Annotated in this window: 14 protein-coding genes and 1 tRNA gene; 7 read left to right on the top strand and 8 right to left on the bottom strand. The window is 64.4% G+C overall.

Annotated features, from left to right (window positions below; translation table 11 throughout):
• Positions 1-73: 73 nt before the first annotated feature.
• A complete protein-coding gene (locus U5A65_RS30570) occupies positions 74-436 on the top strand; it encodes a BON domain-containing protein (protein WP_321948755.1) in 363 nt (120 codons plus the stop codon).
• Between the two features lie 134 nt (positions 437-570).
• Here the strand turns inward: U5A65_RS30570 and U5A65_RS30565 are convergent, their stop codons facing one another.
• The 7 genes from U5A65_RS30565 to U5A65_RS30535 form a co-directional block, all read right to left on the bottom strand.
• Entirely contained in the window at positions 571-2,001 is a 1,431-nt protein-coding gene (locus U5A65_RS30565; protein WP_321912476.1) for an aldehyde dehydrogenase family protein, read from the bottom strand.
• Between the two features lie 30 nt (positions 2,002-2,031).
• On the bottom strand, positions 2,032-2,946 hold the full coding sequence (locus U5A65_RS30560; protein WP_321948754.1) for a TauD/TfdA dioxygenase family protein: 915 nt from the start codon (positions 2,944-2,946) through the stop codon (positions 2,032-2,034).
• Between the two features lie 102 nt (positions 2,947-3,048).
• A complete protein-coding gene (locus U5A65_RS30555; protein ID WP_321912472.1) occupies positions 3,049-4,359 on the bottom strand; it encodes an MFS transporter in 1,311 nt (436 codons plus the stop codon).
• Between the two features lie 393 nt (positions 4,360-4,752).
• A tRNA-Val gene (locus U5A65_RS30550) sits at positions 4,753-4,827 on the bottom strand.
• Between the two features lie 49 nt (positions 4,828-4,876).
• Positions 4,877-5,623 (bottom strand): DNA polymerase III subunit epsilon, encoded by a 747-nt coding sequence (gene dnaQ, locus U5A65_RS30545; protein ID WP_321912470.1) that lies wholly within the window; start codon positions 5,621-5,623, stop codon positions 4,877-4,879.
• A gap of 55 nt (positions 5,624-5,678) precedes the next feature.
• The gene (rnhA, locus tag U5A65_RS30540; protein WP_158758222.1) at positions 5,679-6,128 is read right to left on the bottom strand and encodes a ribonuclease HI; all 450 of its coding nucleotides are present in this window, start codon (positions 6,126-6,128) and stop codon (positions 5,679-5,681) included.
• Positions 6,125-7,000 (bottom strand): class I SAM-dependent methyltransferase, encoded by an 876-nt coding sequence (locus U5A65_RS30535; protein WP_321912466.1) that lies wholly within the window; start codon positions 6,998-7,000, stop codon positions 6,125-6,127. The genes rnhA and U5A65_RS30535 overlap by 4 nt, the downstream gene beginning before the upstream one ends.
• 20 nt (positions 7,001-7,020) lie before the next feature.
• On the opposite strand from U5A65_RS30535, the gene gloB reads away from it, so the two are divergent.
• From gloB to U5A65_RS30505, 6 genes are all read left to right on the top strand, one after another.
• Complete coding sequence (gene gloB / locus U5A65_RS30530; protein WP_321912464.1) at positions 7,021-7,857, top strand: hydroxyacylglutathione hydrolase; 837 nt, start codon at positions 7,021-7,023, stop codon at positions 7,855-7,857.
• Between the two features lie 154 nt (positions 7,858-8,011).
• Positions 8,012-9,655, top strand: a complete 1,644-nt coding sequence (locus U5A65_RS30525; RefSeq protein ID WP_321912462.1) for a transglycosylase SLT domain-containing protein — start codon at positions 8,012-8,014, stop codon at positions 9,653-9,655.
• Positions 9,656-10,214: 559 nt separating this feature from the next.
• Positions 10,215-11,351 (top strand): glutamine-hydrolyzing carbamoyl-phosphate synthase small subunit, encoded by a 1,137-nt coding sequence (carA, locus tag U5A65_RS30520; RefSeq protein ID WP_321948753.1) that lies wholly within the window; start codon positions 10,215-10,217, stop codon positions 11,349-11,351.
• 149 nt (positions 11,352-11,500) lie between these two features.
• Complete coding sequence (gene carB, locus U5A65_RS30515) at positions 11,501-14,755, top strand: carbamoyl-phosphate synthase large subunit (protein WP_321912458.1); 3,255 nt, start codon at positions 11,501-11,503, stop codon at positions 14,753-14,755.
• Positions 14,756-14,974: 219 nt separating this feature from the next.
• Positions 14,975-15,451 (top strand): transcription elongation factor GreA, encoded by a 477-nt coding sequence (gene greA / locus U5A65_RS30510; protein ID WP_158758216.1) that lies wholly within the window; start codon positions 14,975-14,977, stop codon positions 15,449-15,451.
• 87 nt (positions 15,452-15,538) lie between these two features.
• Positions 15,539-16,000: a DUF4149 domain-containing protein gene (locus U5A65_RS30505; protein WP_321912644.1), complete on the top strand. Its 462-nt coding sequence runs from the start codon at positions 15,539-15,541 to the stop codon at positions 15,998-16,000.
• Positions 16,001-16,056: 56 nt separating this feature from the next.
• Here the strand turns inward: U5A65_RS30505 and U5A65_RS30500 are convergent, their stop codons facing one another.
• Entirely contained in the window at positions 16,057-16,602 is a 546-nt protein-coding gene (locus U5A65_RS30500) for a YhbY family RNA-binding protein (protein ID WP_321912455.1), read from the bottom strand.
• Positions 16,603-16,709 lie beyond the last annotated feature (107 nt).

Raw genomic sequence — 16,709 nt, 5'->3', positions numbered from 1 at the left:
TCGCTGTGCCGCGGTTGGCGGCGCACACGGGCGCGGCGCGGCCGCCACTCGCCATCAACAAGGAGGGACCAGGATGAATGTCATTCGCAACGGCCGGGCGCTTGCCGTGGCCATGCTGCTTGCCGCATCGTTGCAGGCTCACGCGCAAGGCGGCGAGGCGTCGTCTTCCGCGCACGTTGCCGCCGCGGCTTCCGTCGGCGCAACGCCGGCCTCGGCGAAGGCCGCCGACCGCGCGCTGCGCCGGCGCGTGCTGAACGCGCTCGCGAAAGCGAAGGGGCTGCGCGCGAGCGGCATCACCGTGCGCGCGGCCAATGGCGCAGTGACGCTCGAGGGATGGGTGCCGGAGCAGGCGCAGATCGAGCAGGCCACGCGCGTTGCCCAGAGCGTGGCCGGTGTGACCTCGGTGACCAACACATTGACGCTTTCGACTTTCTAGGGTGTCGATAAGCGGTGTGAGCGCAGAGCGGGACCGGAAAGCCGGTCCCGCTTTTTTTGGGGGAGGAGATGAAGGCGGTGCGCAGCAAGCGCTGCTTTCCGCTTCGTTTGCGAAGCGCAGCGTTTGATGGCGACTTACATCGTCACCGACTTGCACTCGAGAAACTCGGCCAGCCCCTCTGCGCCATATTCGCGGCCGTTCCCCGACGTCTTGTAACCGCCGAACGGCACGCTCACATCGAGCATCGCACCGTTGATGCGCACCGAACCCACACGCAGGCGCGCGGCCACCTTGCGCGCGCGTTGCGGGTCGCTTGTGGCGATGTAGCCAGCGAGCCCATAGACACTGTCGTTCGCAATCCGGATGGCGTCCTCTTCGTCGTCGTAGGGAATGATCGCCAGCACCGGGCCGAAGATCTCCTCGCGTGCGATCGTCATGCCGTTGTGCACGCCGGCGAAGATTGTCGGCCGTGCGTAGAAGCCGCGCGCCAGGCCGGGCGGGCGGCCAAGGCCTCCTGCCGCCACGCGTGCGCCTTCCGCCATGCCGGCTTCTATCATGCGCTGCACCTTGTCGTACTGTGCGCGGTTCGAGATTGGGCCCATGCGCGTTGCCGGGTCTGCCGGATCGCCGACCGGGATCGCGTTGGCGGCTGCCGCCGCGATCGCGACCGCCTCGTCGTAGCGCGTGCGCGGGACCAGCATGCGTGTCGGGGCGATACAGGTTTGCCCGGAATTCGCCATGCACTGCGCAACGCCGCTTGCCACGGCGGACTGCAGATCGGCGTCGTCGAGAATCAGCAGGGCAGACTTGCCGCCCAGTTCCTGCGCGACACGCTTGACGGTAGGCGCCGCGCCGATCGCCACCTCGACGCCCGCGCGGGTCGAGCCCGTGATGGAAACCATGTCCACGTCAGGGTGCGACGCGAGCCGCGCACCGACCGTGCGGCCTTCGCCGAACACCATGTTGAACACACCGCGCGGCGTAGCAGCCTCGTGCATGATCTCGGCGAAGATCATGGCGTCGAGCGGCGCGATTTCCGAGGGCTTGAGCACGACGGTGCAGCCTGCGGCGAGTGCCGGCGCGACCTTGGCCATGATCTGGTTCAGCGGCCAGTTCCAGGGCGTGATGAGCGCGGCGACGCCGATTGCCTCGCGGCACACGTAGCTCTTGCCGTGCGTCGTTTCGAACGCAAAGTCGCGCAGGGTGTCGATCGCCGCGCGCAGCTGGGCGAGGCCGATCGGCGCTTGCAGCGCATTGCACAGCGAGATCGGCGCGCCGATTTCCTGGCGCACGGCATCGGCGATCTCGGGCAGGCGCCGCCGATAGATCGCGGCGACGCGTTCGAGCAGCGCGATACGCGTCTCGCGGCGGGTTTCGGACCATGTTGGAAAGGCGGCGCGCGCCGCGGCGACGGCGCTATTGGCGTCTTGCTGATTGCCCATCGCCAGCGTGCCAATCCGTTCTTCGGTGGCAGGATCGACAATGTCGAACGAGGCGGCGCCCGCACCGTGCTGCGCAGGCTCGACCCATTGTCCGTCGATATAGAAGCGGTTCAGTGTTTTCATCGTCCATTTCCTGATCGCGACGCGATCGGCTCAAACCGGCCGGTCGCCAATCACGGTCGCGCGCATCATGTGGCGCACCGCAGGGTAGTAGTCCTGAATGGCGTAGTGCTGGCACGACCGGTTGTCCCAGAAGGCAATCGTGTTCGCACGCCACTTGAGCCGCACCTGATACTCGGGCACCTGCGCCTGACGAAACAGAAACTGCAGCAGTTCCATTTCGGCGAGCTTGAAGTCGAAGCCCACGCGGTACTGGTCGACGGTCTTATGGCCGTAGTTGGCCAGATGGGTTGTGAATGCCTCGTTGACGTAAAGGATTTTCTCGCCGGTTTCAGGATGCGTGCGCACGACCGGGTGGGTGGCGGGCGGAAAGTGCTTTTTCATCTCCGCGTGCTGGTCTTCGGGAACCGCGATCCCGAACAGCGGCAGAAAATCGTGGACCGCAGTGAGATCGGTAATGCGCGTCTTGATGTCGTCGGGCAGGCCTTCGTAGGCCGCGGCCATGTTGATCCACATCGTGTCACCGCCGACTTCGGGACACTGCACACAGCGCAGCATCGAACCCATCGACGGAATCTCGCGCCACGATACGTCGGAGTGGTAGAGATTCTCGCGCCCGCGTTTCGCGTCGTTGCGCCCGAGAATGACCAGCTCGGGGTGGTCCGGATGATGCGGAAACGTCGGGTGGACTTCCAGTTCGCCGAAGCGCCGGGCAATGGCTACGTGCTGCGCGGGCGTGATGTCCTGGTCGCGGAAGAACAGGACCTTGTACTTGAGGAGCGCGCGGCGCAGGGCGAGGCAGGTTGTGTCGTCGAGCGGATCGCGCAGGTCGATGTCGCCGATTTCTGCGCCGATGGCCGGGGTATGGCGAGTGAGCGTGAATGGCCAGCTTTCTGTTTGCGGGGTAAGAGATTCAGGTTCGTTAGGTCTACTAATGGTTACTTGCATGTCACTCTCCAGTATCGATATGTATTTGTGGTTGTGATTGTGATGCTCGTCGTATTGACGGCTCACGCGCGCCGCATTGCGGCAAACGCGTGACGTGTTCGTTCAGGCGGTGAGCGGTGTGGCGGCTTCGCCAAGCGTGCGCAACGAGCGTTCGGGGTTGAGCCAGCGCAACGCAACGATCGCCGCGAGGATCAGCAGCACGGCCGTTAGTGCAATGGCGATTTCATAAGCACGCGCGCCGGACGCTGCGTAAGCCTGGACGAGCCGGCCGACAACGGCCGGCCCGATCGCCGCGCCGAGGCTCGCGACCGCAGTGTTGATCGCAATGATCGAGCCGCGCTGGGCAAGCGGCACCATTTCGGCGAGCATGGCGGGCGCGAGCGTCAGGCAGAACGTGGGCAGTGCGGCCGCCACGGCATAGCAGAACACCTTTTGCATCGGCGTGAGATCGATCGCTGCCAGCGCGAGGAAGAGCAGTCCGCCCGCGATCGTAACGACGCTCGTAAGCCGTGCGCGGGCCTCGCGCGTGGTCGCGCCGCGCTGGAGCATGCGCTGGGAGAGGGCGCTCAGCCCGATGTTGACTGGCGCAGCGAATGCGATGACCAGCGCGAAGAGACGTCCCGATGCAATGCCGCCGAAGCCGAGTCCCTTTTCGAGGTAGGTGGGCAGCCACGTGATCGTCTGGCCGAGTAGCCAGTAGGCGACGAAGCCGAGCAGGAAGATCGAGAGAACGGAGGCGTCGGTGAGGATCTTGCGGTAGGGCAAGCGGGCGGAGCCGCCAGTGTCTGGCGTTTGCACGGTGGAGCCGGACGGCGTGCGGCGTACGGCGTCCAGGGTGCCTTCGCGGCCAAAGGCCAGCCACAGGACGCACCAGAGCGCGCCAATCGCGGCGAGTACGAGGAAGTTCATGCGCCAGCCCCAGCGCTGGGTGATCGCGGGAATCGCGAGGCCGGCCAGCACCATGCCGACGACCGCGCCCTGGTTGATGACGGCCACGGGCACACTGCGTCTTTGGTCCGGAAACCACTTGAAGAGCGAGTGGACCGAGGTCGGGAACGAAGGGCCCTCCGCCGCGCCGAGAATCACGCGGCAGACCAGCAGCGCGAGCGTGCTGGTGGTGAAGGCCTGAGGAAGTTGCAGGATCGACCAGCTTGCGCCCATGGCGAGCAGGATCCATCGGGTCGCGATGCGATTCGAGAGAAAGCCGACGAGAACCGTCGAGGTCGAGAAGAGCCAGAAGAAACTGCCGGCGACAAAACCGAACTGCGCAGGCGAGAGGTGCATGTCGGCCATGAGCGGGACCGCGACCATGCCGAGAACGATCTTGTCGAGAAAGTTGATCATGGCGAGCACGGTGAGCAGGGCCGTGACGGTCCAGGCGGACTTCGGCTGCCAGGAAGATGAAGTGGACATGGGCGATCTCGTTGTGCCGGCTGGCGCCGGGGTGTTGCGGGCAACGCAAGGACGTGGACCGGCGCGCGCAGGACGGCTTCGCGCCGGGACCGGTGCGGTGGAATCAGGACGGGCGAGCCGTGAATTCGAGATGGAAGAGAGGGGCGGCGACGCGCGGTGCGTTCATGATGTCTCCTTGTCCGTGCGCGGCATCGTAGATCGCGCTTCGGTAGTGCCGGTATCTGGCGTTACCTTAGGAGCATGGCTACCCGGAGCAACCACCCCAGGCGGGTAGGCAAGGGTAATCCTCGGGGGCGAGATCGCATCTTTCTTCGCGCAAAGCAAAAGGCCTCGTTGCTTTCGCAACGAGGCCTTTTATTCTTCGGTGTTTGTCGTTACCAACACCAGGAATTCTGGTGGGTAGTACTGGGATCGAACCAGTGACCCCTGCCGTGTGAAGGCAGTGCTCTACCGCTGAGCTAACCACCCGAAGAGATTGAGATTATGCAGGGCGTTTCCGATCTTGTAAAGCCCTTTTTTAAGCATTTTGCGCATCGGCCGTATTTTCTTCGGCCGGGGCAGGTTCGGTGCGCCACACGGACGTTCCCTTGACCGCCTTGTCGAGCTCGTTGAGCACGGCTTGATGCGCGCTCAGCTCTTCGTCGCTCGCCATGATCACCGGCAGATCGATCGACTCGAGCTGCACGCGCGGCGCGGCGGCCGCACCGGTCGCGGCGTGCTCGCCCAGCATGTCGATGACGAGGCTCTCCTGGCCGCGCGTCATCGCGAGATAGACCTCGGCGAGCAGTTCCGAGTCGAGCAGCGCGCCGTGCAGCGTGCGGTGCGCGTTGCTGATGCCGAAGCGATCGCACAGGGCGTCGAGCGAGTTGCGCTTGCCCGGGAAGATCTGCTTGGCCTGCACGAGCGTGTCGATCACCTCGCCGCAATGCTCCTTGAACCCCGGCTTGCCGAGCAGCGCGAGCTCGGCGTCGAGAAAGCCGATGTCGAACGGCGCGTTGTGGATGATGATGTCCGCCTCGCGCACGAAATCGAGGATCTCGTCCGCGACTTCGGCGAACTTCGGCTTGTCGGAGAGGAACTCGGTCGTGAGGCCGTGCACGGCGAGTGCGCCCGGGTCGCTGTCGCGTTCCGGGTTCACGTAGAAGTGCAGGTTGTTGCCGGTAAGCCGGCGGTTCACCAGCTCGACGCAGCCGATTTCGATGATGCGGTCGCCCGTGCGGGCGTTCAGGCCGGTGGTTTCGGTATCGAGAATGATCTGGCGCATGTCTTGTAAAGCGTGAAAGCGTGGGGCAGCCGCAAGGCGGTTTCGGCAAGCGGTCTCAGAGTTCGGCGAGCGTGGCGACGCCGCGGTTCGCGAGCGCGTCGGCGCGCTCGTTCTCCGGATGGCCGGCGTGACCCTTCACCCAGCGCCATTCCACCTCGTGCTGGGCGACGAGCGCGTCGAGGCGCTTCCAGAGGTCGTCGTTCTTGACCGGCGTCTTGGCGGCCGTCATCCAGTTTTTCTTCTTCCAGCCGTGAATCCACTCGCTGATGCCTTTTTGCACGTACTGCGAGTCGGTGTGCACGATCACCTTGCACGGGCGCTTGAGCGCTTCGAGCGCGGCGATCACGCCCATCAGTTCCATGCGGTTGTTGGTCGTGCCGGCCTCGCCGCCGAACAGTTCTTTTTCCTGCGTGCCGAAACGCAGCAGCGCGCCCCAGCCGCCGGGGCCGGGGTTGCCCTTGCAGGCGCCGTCCGTGAAGATTTCGACGAAGTCGGGTGTGCTCATGAGTCCTTGTTGCGTGTTGGGGAAGGGGTGGTGGCCGCGGGCTTCAGGCTCGCAGCCAGCACCGGCTTCTTGACCTTGCGTGGGCCGACGAGGCGCATGCCGCGCACGCGCTTGATCGCCGTCACCATATAGATAGCGCCGAAAATCGCCCACCAGCGGTCGCCCGCGGCTTCCATGAAGCCGTAGCGGCCGAGCCACTGGTCGGTCGAGAGCGGCGGACGATAGCAGCCGAAGCGCCCGCGTTCAAGCTCGAAGCCAAGCAGCTTGATCCAGTCTTTCAGCCGCGTGAACGCGATCAGGTCCTGGCGCGCCGGCAGGAACGGATGGCCGGTCAGCTTGCCGACCGACTGGCGCGCGCCCCACAGCGAAAGCGAGTTGAAACCGACGATCAGCAATTGCCCTTCGGGCATCAGCACGCGTTCGGCTTCGCGCAGCAGGCGGTGCGGGTCGCTCGTGAATTCGAGCGTGTGCGGCATCACGATGAGGTCGACGCTCTGCGCCTCGAACGGCAGATCGAGATAGTCGCACCACACGGTGCTGCGGCCTGCGGGCGCGTGCAGCAACGGGCTGCGGTCTGGCGTTGCGCCGTTCGCGCCGGGCATGGTCTGCCCGCCGTTCGGGTGCGCATGCGCCGGCGCGCCGGGTACGGAGTAGGGAGCGCTGGCGGCACTGGCGGCGTCGAGCACGAGACCGCGGCACGACATGCGGTTCTCGCGCAGGGCGTCGAGCTGCGGCAGGCCGAGCTGCAGCGCATGGTAGCCGAATATGTTCGAGACCACGCGGTCGAGCTGCTCCTGCTCCCAGCCGAGCACATACCTGCCAGCGGGCGAGGCGGTCCAGGCGGGCCAGTCTATAATCAATCGGTCAGACATGTCGAAGAATACGTCGCCCCATGAAGAGTCCGCTTGAGTACGCGCGTTCGAGCGATGCGTGCGCCTACGAGTACGTACCGGTTCCGGCTTTTGAAGACAATTACATCTGGGTCGTTTCGGACGGCCAGAACGCCGTTGCCGTCGATCCGGGCGACGCCGCTCCGGTTCGCGCGTATCTCGCGCAGCGCGGCTGGCGGCTCGTCGCTATTTTACTCACCCATCACCACAACGACCACGTCGGCGGTGTGGCGGACCTGCTTGCCGACGCCGTCGTCCCTGTATACGGCCCGGCCGGCGAGGCGCTCGGCCCGCTCGACCCGTTCGTCACGCGTGTGAAGGGTGGCGACGCCGTCCGTCTGGATGCCCCAGCGCTCGACTTGAAGGTGATCGACGTGCCGGGCCACACGCGCGGCCACATCGCCTATTTTCAGGCGGCGGATGCCGCCGGCACGCCGCACGTGTTCTGCGGCGACACGCTCTTTGCCTGCGGCTGCGGCCGCCTCTTCGAGGGCACGCCCGCGCAGATGCTCGACTCGCTCGACGCGCTCGCGGCACTGCCCGGCAACACCCACGTGCATTGCGCACACGAATACACGTTGTCAAACATTCGCTTCGCGCTCGCCTGCGATCCCGAAAACGCCGATTTGCGCGAGTGGAGCCGCGAAGCGGCGGCGCTGCGTGAGCGCGGCGTGCCGACGCTGCCAACGACGATCGCGCACGAGCGCGCAGTCAATCCGTTCCTGCGTGCAGGCGATGCGTCGGTGCAGGCCGCGCTCACCGACGCACTGCACGAATCAGTGCCGGACCGGCTGGCTGCTTTCGCCATGATGCGTGAATGGAAGAATCGGTTCCGCTGACCCAACCAGGTTAGGGGGCATGCTCAACCCAATCGTATGGAATCACGCCCAAGCTGCGGATTTCATGGATTTTTTTCAAATAATTCCGATTGACGGAAACGGGCACGTTCCGTACTATCGGCTGCAAATTCCAGCCATGCGGATGTAGATTTTCATGCGATTCATACTCAGTGCGCTGCTGGTCCTCATGCTCGCCGCCTGTGCGAGTGGGGGACCGTCTGCGAGTTCTCTAGCACCAGCCAACGCCCAGGCCAACGCCGACCTCATTCGTAAGACCTCCGCAGCAAGGGAAACCATTAACGTCGATCAAGGTTCCGTCGATCAGCTCACGAGCCCCGACGCCGACCTCTGGGGGCGCATTCGCCGCGGCTTCCAGATGCCCGACCTGCAGAGCGACCTCGTCGACATGAACGCCAACTGGTACGCCCAGCGGCCCGATTACGTCGCGCGCATGACCGAGCGTTCGCAGAAGTACCTCTATCACATCGTCGAAGAGCTCGAGGCGCGTCACATGCCCACCGAGCTCGCGCTGCTGCCGTTCATCGAATCCGCGTATAACCCGCAGGCGCTGTCGGTCGCGAAGGCCGCCGGCATGTGGCAGTTCGTGCCGGGCACGGGCCGCACCTACAACCTCAAGCAGAACATGTGGCAGGACGAGCGCCGCGACGTGCTGGCCTCGACCAGCGCCGCGCTCGACTACCTCTCGCGCCTGCACGACATGTTCGGCGACTGGTATCTCGCGCTTGCCGCTTACAACTGGGGCGAGGGGAACGTGCAGCGCGCCATTGCGCGCAACGAGGCGGCGGGCTTGCCGACCGACTATCAAAGCCTGCGCATGCCCAACGAAACACGTAATTACGTGCCGAAACTGCAGGCGGTCAAGAACATCGTGATGAACCCGCAGCAGTACGGGCTCACGCTGCCGTCCATTCCGAACCATCCGTATTTCGTCACGGTCACGACCTCGCACGACATCGACGTGGACGTCGCCGCCAAGCTCGCGAACATGACGACCGACGAGTTCCGCTCGCTGAACCCGTCGTTCAAGAAGCCCATCATTCTCGGTGCGACCGACCCGCAGATCCTGCTGCCGTTCGACAACGCGAGCGCGTTCGAGCGCAACCTGAAGGCCTATTCCGGCCAGCTTTCCTCCTGGACCGTCTACACGACCGACTCGCGCGCCACGCCGGCCGCGATCGCGCAGAAGATCGGTGTTGACGCCGACACGCTGATGTCGGTGAACAAGATTCCAGCGGGCATGCGCCTGAAGGCGGGTTCGACGCTCGTGGTGCCGCGCACCGACGACGGCGACGACGAGGACATCAGCGCCGACGTGGCGGAAAGCGCCGTGCTGGCCATGGAGCCGGACGTGCCCGACACGCGCAAGATGCTGATCCGCGTGCGCCGCAAGCAGTCGATGGAAACGGTTGCGAGCCGCTATGGCGTGTCGCTCGGGCAGTTGAAGGCGTGGAACAAGACTCACCGCGACTACGTCGCGCCGGGTCAGGTGCTGGTGCTGCACGTGCCGGTCAATAAGGCGATGCCGAGCGAACCGGGGCCGGAACGTCTGGCAGCGAACGTTTCTGGTGGTGCCGTGCAGCGAATTGGCACTCGCGTTGCAGACACCGGGTCGAAGTCGCGATACGATAAGAAGCACGGTCGCGCGCGCACCGAGGTCGTCAAGGTTTCCGAACCTGTCAAGGCCAAGACGGTCAGCGCCGCGCCCAGCAAGGCGTCGAAGGGTGCGGCAAGCCGCGCGAAGGCCGAAACCCACGCGCAGAAGCACCAGACAAAATAGCGGCTGGCGAAGGGTGCTCAAACATGCGTTGCGGGGGCAGCGCATGGTATTTCGCTCCGATCACTTTTCCGTTTTTGTTGTGTTTGACGCCGTCACCCTGCCAGGTGGCGGCGTTTTCATTGGTGGGTGCCAAAAACAGAAGCGGCGCTTGCCGCCACGCGTCCGCCCGCTATAGTGGATAGGGCCGTGCACCGGGCTGCGAGCACGCTCTCCGTCGCCAGCGTCATCCTGGAATTTGAAGGAAAGGTGACTTTCGCGCTATAATTTCAAGGTTTGAGCTTATCAACCCGCACCCTAGCGCCTACCTCTTCCCATCCGTTCATCCGCCGCCCGCGCTTCATCGTCAACTGGCCGGCTGCCGCCCGATCCCGCGTCACAAACGCGCGCTCGTGGCCCGGCGCCACAACGGTCGACCGCTGATGGGGTCGCGTAGCGAGCGAGCCGCGCGCGCATCCTGATCTTCACAGAAAAGGATGCCGACGCCGCAGCCGCTCTCAGGTCGCAAGATCGCAACGTCGGATAACAGGTCGGCACAGGGTGCTCCCCCAAGGAGTCTCCCGTGTTGCCGTCATTCTCTCCCGCTCTGCTCGCGCTCGCCGACGGCACGGTCTTTCGTGGTTACTCGATCGGCGCGCCGGGTCATACGATCGGTGAAGTCGTGTTCAACACGGCCATCACCGGTTATCAGGAAATCCTGACCGACCCGAGCTACGCTCGCCAGATCGTCACCCTCACGTATCCGCATATCGGCAACGTCGGCGTCAACGCCGAAGACGTCGAAGCCACGAAAGTCCATGCCGCCGGTCTGATCATCCGCGACCTGCCCGTGCTCGCCTCGAACTTCCGCATGGAGCGCACGCTCGGCCAGTATCTGAAGGACGAAGGCGTGGTCGCCATCGCCGGCATCGATACGCGCAAGCTCACGCGTATTCTGCGTGACAAGGGCGCGCAGAACGGCGCGATCCTCGCCGGTTCCGACGACGAAGCGAAGGCCATCGAACTCGCGCGCTCGTTCCCGGGCCTCGCGGGCATGGACCTCGCGAAGGTCGTTTCGACGGACAAGTCGTACACGTGGAACACCAAGGAATGGCGTCTGGGCGAAGGCTACCGCACGCAGTCGGCGCCGAAGTACAAGGTCGTCGCGTTCGACTACGGCGTGAAGCAGAACATCCTGCGCATGCTGGCCGAACGCGGCTGCGATGTGACGGTGCTGCCGGCGCAGTCGACGGCTGAAGACGCGCTCGCGCTGAACCCGGACGGCGTGTTCCTCTCGAACGGCCCGGGCGACCCGGAACCGTGCGACTACGCGATCAAGGCGGCGCAGGCATTCATCGAACGCGGCATTCCCACGTTCGGTATCTGCCTCGGTCACCAGATCATGGGCCTCGCCGTCGGCGCGAAGACGCTGAAGATGAAGACGGGCCACCACGGCGCGAACCATCCGGTCAAGGATCTGGCCGACGGCCGCGTGGTGATCACGTCGCAGAACCACGGCTTTGCGGTCGACGCCGCCACGCTGCCCGCGAACGCGCGCGTCACGCACGTGTCGCTGTTCGACGGCACGCTGCAAGGCTTCGAACTGACCGACAAGCCCGCGTTCTGCTTCCAGGGTCACCCGGAAGCGTCGCCGGGCCCGCAGGACATTGGCTATCTGTTCGACCGCTTCACGGCGCTGATGGACAAGGCGAAGGCGTAAGCGTCGCGCTGAAGCCGAAGCGAATGCGCAGAGCAGGGTGCGCAGCGAGCCGGGTTGAATAACGGCCCACGCGCGTACCCGGGCGGCAGGCAAAGAAAGCAGCAAGCCGCCAGACGTAAAAAGACACAGGAATATTTAGCGAGAGCGTTATGCCCAAGCGGACAGACATCAAGAGCATTCTCATCATCGGCGCGGGTCCGATCATCATCGGCCAGGCGTGCGAGTTCGACTATTCGGGCGCGCAGGCATGCAAGGCGCTGCGTGAAGAAGGCTACAAGGTCATCCTCGTCAACAGCAATCCGGCGACGATCATGACCGACCCGAACACGGCCGATGTCACCTACATCGAGCCGATCACGTGGGAAGTGGTGGAGCGCATCATCGAGAAGGAGCGCCCCGACGCGATCCTGCCGACGATGGGCGGCCAGACCGCGCTGAACTGCGCGCTCGACCTGCACCACCACGGCGTGCTGAAGAAGTACAACGTCGAGCTGATCGGCGCATCGCCGGAAGCCATCGACAAGGCCGAAGACCGCCAGAAGTTCAAGGACGCGATGACCAAGATCGGTCTCGGTTCGGCGAAGTCGGGCGTGGCGCACTCGATGGAAGAGGCGCTCAAGGTGCAGGGCGAAATCTCCGAAGCCACCGGCACGGGCGGCTACCCGGTCGTGATCCGTCCGTCGTTCACGCTCGGCGGCTCGGGCGGCGGCATCGCGTACAACCGCGAAGAATTCGAAGAGATCTGCAAGCGCGGTCTCGATCTGTCGCCTACGCGCGAACTGCTGATCGAAGAATCGCTGCTCGGCTGGAAGGAATACGAGATGGAAGTGGTCCGCGACAAGGCGGATAACTGCATCATCGTCTGCTCGATCGAAAACCTCGACCCGATGGGCATTCACACCGGCGACTCGATCACCGTCGCACCGGCGCAAACGCTCACCGACAAGGAATACCAGATCCTGCGTGACGCCTCGCTGGCTGTGCTGCGCGAAATCGGCGTGGACACGGGCGGTTCGAACGTCCAGTTCTCGATCGACCCGAAAACGGGCCGCATGATCGTGATCGAAATGAACCCGCGCGTGTCGCGTTCGTCGGCACTGGCTTCGAAGGCCACGGGCTTCCCGATCGCCAAGGTCGCCGCGAAGCTGGCCGTCGGCTACACGCTGGACGAGCTCAAGAACGAAATCACGGGCGGTCAGACGCCGGCCTCGTTCGAGCCGACCATCGACTACGTTGTCACGAAGATTCCGCGTTTCGCGTTCGAGAAGTTCCGCGAAGCCGACCCGCGTCTCACCACGCAGATGAAGTCGGTGGGCGAAGTGATGGCCATCGGCCGCACGTTCCAGGAGTCGTTCCAGAAGGCGCTGCGCGGTCTGGAAGTCGGCGTGGACGGTCTGGACGAAAAGACCACGAGCCGCGACGAGATCATCCGCGAGATCGGCGAAGCCGGTCCGGACCGCATCTGGTACGTGGGCGACGCGTTCCGCGTGGGCATGACGCGCGAAGAGATCTTCGAAGAAACCGCGATCGACCCGTGGTTCCTCGCGCAAATCGAAGAAATCATCAAGAAGGAAGCCGCTGTCCGTGGCCGCACGCTCGAGAGCCTTTCGAAGGACGAACTGCGTTACCTCAAGCAGAGCGGTTTCTCGGATCGCCGCCTGGCGAAGCTGCTCGGCGCGAATGCTGCCGACGTGCGCAAGCGTCGTATCGAGCTGAACGTGCGCCCGGTCTACAAGCGCGTGGACACCTGCGCGGCCGAGTTCGCGACGAAGACCGCCTACATGTACTCGACCTATGAGGACGAGTGCGAGGCCAACCCGACGAACAACAAGAAGATCATGGTGCTGGGCGGCGGCCCGAACCGGATCGGCCAGGGTATCGAGTTCGACTACTGCTGCGTGCACGCCGCGCTCGCCATGCGCGAAGACGGCTACGAAACGATCATGGTCAACTGCAACCCGGAAACGGTGTCGACCGACTACGACACGTCCGACCGCCTGTACTTCGAGTCGCTCACGCTCGAAGACGTGCTCGAAATCGTCGACCTGGAAAAGCCGGTTGGCGTGATCGTGCAGTACGGCGGCCAGACGCCGCTGAAGCTCGCGCTCGACCTCGAAGCCAATGGCGTGCCCATCGTCGGCACGTCGCCGGACATGATCGACGCGGCGGAAGACCGCGAACGCTTCCAGAAGCTGCTGCAGGACCTGAACCTGCGCCAGCCGCCGAACCGCACCGCGCGTGCCGAAGACGAAGCGCTGAAGCTCGCCGACGAAATTGGCTACCCGCTCGTCGTGCGTCCGTCGTACGTGCTGGGCGGCCGCGCCATGGAAATCGTCCACGAGCCGCGCGACCTCGAGCGCTACATGCGCGAGGCCGTGAAGGTGTCGAACGACTCGCCGGTGCTGCTCGACCGCTTCCTGAACGATGCGATCGAATGCGACGTGGACTGCATCTCCGACGGCACCGACGTGTTTATCGGCGGCGTGATGGAGCACATCGAACAGGCGGGCGTGCACTCGGGCGACTCGGCTTGCTCGCTGCCGCCGTACTCGCTGTCGAAGGAAACGGTCGACGAACTTAAGCGTCAAACCGCCGCGATGGCCAAGGCGCTGAACGTGGTCGGCCTGATGAACGTGCAGTTCGCGATCCAGCAAGTGCCGCAGGATGACGGTTCGAAGAAGGACATCATCTACGTGCTGGAAGTGAACCCACGTGCTTCGCGTACCGTGCCGTACGTTTCGAAGGCGACCAGCCTGCCGCTCGCGAAAATCGCGGCGCGCGCAATGGTCGGCCAGAAGCTCGCGGACCAGGGCGTGACGAAGGAAGTCGTGCCGCCTTACTTCAGCGTGAAGGAAGCGGTGTTCCCGTTCATCAAGTTCCCGACCGTCGACCCGGTGCTCGGACCGGAAATGCGTTCCACCGGCGAAGTGATGGGCGTGGGCAAGACGTTCGGCGAAGCGCTCTTCAAGTCGCAGCTCGCGGCGGGTTCGCGCCTGCCGGAGTCGGGCACCGTCTTCATCACCGTGATGGACGCCGACAAGCCCAAGGCCGTGGAAGTCGCGCGCATGCTGCACGAACTCGGCTACCCGATCGTCGCCACGCGCGGCACGGCTGCCGCGATCGAGGCGGCCGGCGTGCCGGTGAAGGTCGTGAACAAGGTGAAGGACGGCCGTCCGCACATTGTCGACATGATCAAGAACGGCGAGATTTCGCTCGTGTTCACGACCGTCGACGAAACCCGCTCGGCGATCGCCGATTCGCGTTCGATCCGCATGAGCGCGCAGGCCAACAAGGTCACCTACTACACGACGATGTCGGGCGCACGCGCGGCCGTCGAGGGTCTGCGCTACCTGAAGAACCTGGAAGTCTATGATTTACAAGGCCTCCATGCTCGCCTAAACTAAGGCTTCAATTGTCTGTCTAACGCTCAACGAGGCAGGCTAAAAGAGCTGAATGTGCCGCGGTTAAGCGGCGTCCCAACAGGGTTTTCAGGCTGCGCCAGGCTGCGCAGCCGCCCTCGCGGGATGCACTTAACCGCGGAATTTTTTTTATGGCCGCAACGCTCGCGACACGCTGGCGTGGCGCGGCCTTCTTTAGGCCCTTGTGGGCCGTACGAGTTGTTTATGAGCACGATTCCCTTGACCAAGCGCGGTGCAGACCAACTTCGCGGCGAGCTGCAGCGCCTGAAATCCGTCGAGCGTCCGGCGGTCATCAACGCGATCTCCGAAGCGCGCGCCCAAGGCGACCTGTCGGAAAACGCGGAATACGATGCGGCGAAGGAAAAGCAGGGCTTCATCGAAGGCCGCATCGCCGAAATCGAATCGAAGCTGTCGGCCGCACAGATCATCGACCCGTCCACCCTCGAAGCGGACGGCCGCATCGTGTTCGGCTCGACCGTGGATCTCGAAGACCTCGATTCCGGCAAGACGGTGACCTACCAGATCGTCGGCGACGACGAAGCCGACCTCGAGCACGGCCTGATCTCGGTCAGCTCGCCGATCGCGCGCGCACTGATCGGCAAGTCCGAAGGCGACGTCGCCGAAGTGCAGGCCCCGAGCGGCGTGCGCGAGTACGAGGTCATCGAGGTTCGCTACGTCTGAGGGCATATCGACGTGAGTACCGCAAGTCAGGCGGGTTACGCCGCTCCCGTTTCGCTCGTTCCGCATCGGATTTTCGGGCTGCTCGCCATGTTGTGGGTCGGCAGCCAGCTGACCATTGGCTATGCGGTCGCGCCCGTTTTGTTCGCGTCGCTCGAAAGGGTGGTGGCCGGCGAGCTTGCCGCGCAGTTCTTTCGTCTTGAAGGCGTGATCGGCGTGGTGTGCGGCGTGCTGCTGCTCGGCCTGTCGAACGTGCTCGCGCGCCGCGGCGCGCTGGGTTACCGCCGGTTGCGCTGGATTCTGGCGGCGATGCTGCTGTGCGTGCTGATCGGCTATTTCGCGCTGCAGCCGTTTATGAACGCATTGCGCGTTCAGGCCATGAGCGCGGGCATGGATGTGGCCAGCTCGCCCTATGCGAGCCGCTTCGGCTTGCTGCATGGCGTGTCGAGCCTGTTCTATCTCGTGCAGAGCCTGCTTGGTGCGTGGCTCGTCTGGCTGCTGCCTTCGGCGCGCGGCGCGTTGCCGCAGCGCCTCGGAGCTTGCGCGCAGTAAGCGAGTGCCCCAGCCGCTGGCGCCGAAAAAAAGCGCGGCTCGAAGGCCGCGCTTTTTTACTTCGAACCCTGGTGGGCCCGCTTGGAGCTGGTTTGGCGCTTCTTGGCGCGCTTGATGTTGCCGCCTTGCGTGACGCGCTCATTACCCTTGACCGTCACTTTTTGCGACTTCGGCTTGCGCATCGGGTTGTCGCTGGCCTTGACGACCTTGACGACGCGCGGTGCGGCGCCGCGCTTGCCCGCTTCGCGAGCGCTCGGGACGTCGGCCGACGGGCGCGACACGGTGCCGCGGGCGCCAGCGCGCGCGGTCGTAGCCTTCGCCTTGGCTTCCTCGGGCTTGTAGATGACGAGCAGCTTGCCGATGTGCTGGATCGGGGCGGCGCTCAGGCGGTCGCAGATCTCTTCGTAGATCGCGAGGCGCTCTTCGCGTTCGTCACCGAATACGCGCACCTTGATAAGTTGGTGCGCGGCGAGGTGAACCTTGATTTCCTTGAGCACGGCGTCGGTCAGTCCCTCGGCGCCGATGAGTACGACCGGTTTGAGCGCGTGAGCCTGGGAGCGCAGTTCGGAGCGCTGTTCGGCGGAAAGAGTGAGGGCGGGCATGGGATGTGGCAGACTCGACTAAAATGACGGCGCCGCGCAGTTCGCCAGGCATGAATTGACAACCTGGGCAGACGTAGATGCGGTCCGCGAGTAGCGGGCCGCCAGCG

This window comes from Paraburkholderia sp. J10-1, assembly GCF_905220165.1.
Classification (GTDB): Bacteria; Pseudomonadota; Gammaproteobacteria; order Burkholderiales; family Burkholderiaceae; genus Paraburkholderia.
The sequence above is the reverse complement of the archived record's forward strand: the minus strand, read 5'-3'. Positions and strand labels throughout refer to the sequence as shown.

What these genes read in the sequence shown, in the direction of transcription:
- greA (WP_158758216.1), top strand. Translation starts at nt 14,975, where the DNA reads ATGAGCACGATTCCCTTGACCAAGCGCGGTGCAGACCAACTTCGCGGC.
- gloB (WP_321912464.1), top strand. Translation starts at nt 7,021, where the DNA reads ATGAAGAGTCCGCTTGAGTACGCGCGTTCGAGCGATGCGTGCGCCTAC.
- dnaQ (WP_321912470.1), bottom strand. Translation starts at nt 5,623, where the DNA reads ATGCGCCAGATCATTCTCGATACCGAAACCACCGGCCTGAACGCCCGC.
- U5A65_RS30500 (WP_321912455.1), bottom strand. Translation starts at nt 16,602, where the DNA reads ATGCCCGCCCTCACTCTTTCCGCCGAACAGCGCTCCGAACTGCGCTCC.
- rnhA (WP_158758222.1), bottom strand. Translation starts at nt 6,128, where the DNA reads ATGAGCACACCCGACTTCGTCGAAATCTTCACGGACGGCGCCTGCAAG.
- U5A65_RS30555 (WP_321912472.1), bottom strand. Translation starts at nt 4,359, where the DNA reads ATGTCCACTTCATCTTCCTGGCAGCCGAAGTCCGCCTGGACCGTCACG.
- U5A65_RS30505 (WP_321912644.1), top strand. Translation starts at nt 15,539, where the DNA reads ATGTTGTGGGTCGGCAGCCAGCTGACCATTGGCTATGCGGTCGCGCCC.
- U5A65_RS30570 (WP_321948755.1), top strand. Translation starts at nt 74, where the DNA reads ATGAATGTCATTCGCAACGGCCGGGCGCTTGCCGTGGCCATGCTGCTT.
- U5A65_RS30535 (WP_321912466.1), bottom strand. Translation starts at nt 7,000, where the DNA reads ATGTCTGACCGATTGATTATAGACTGGCCCGCCTGGACCGCCTCGCCC.
- U5A65_RS30560 (WP_321948754.1), bottom strand. Translation starts at nt 2,946, where the DNA reads ATGCAAGTAACCATTAGTAGACCTAACGAACCTGAATCTCTTACCCCG.
- carB (WP_321912458.1), top strand. Translation starts at nt 11,501, where the DNA reads ATGCCCAAGCGGACAGACATCAAGAGCATTCTCATCATCGGCGCGGGT.
- U5A65_RS30525 (WP_321912462.1), top strand. Translation starts at nt 8,012, where the DNA reads ATGCGATTCATACTCAGTGCGCTGCTGGTCCTCATGCTCGCCGCCTGT.
- U5A65_RS30565 (WP_321912476.1), bottom strand. Translation starts at nt 2,001, where the DNA reads ATGAAAACACTGAACCGCTTCTATATCGACGGACAATGGGTCGAGCCT.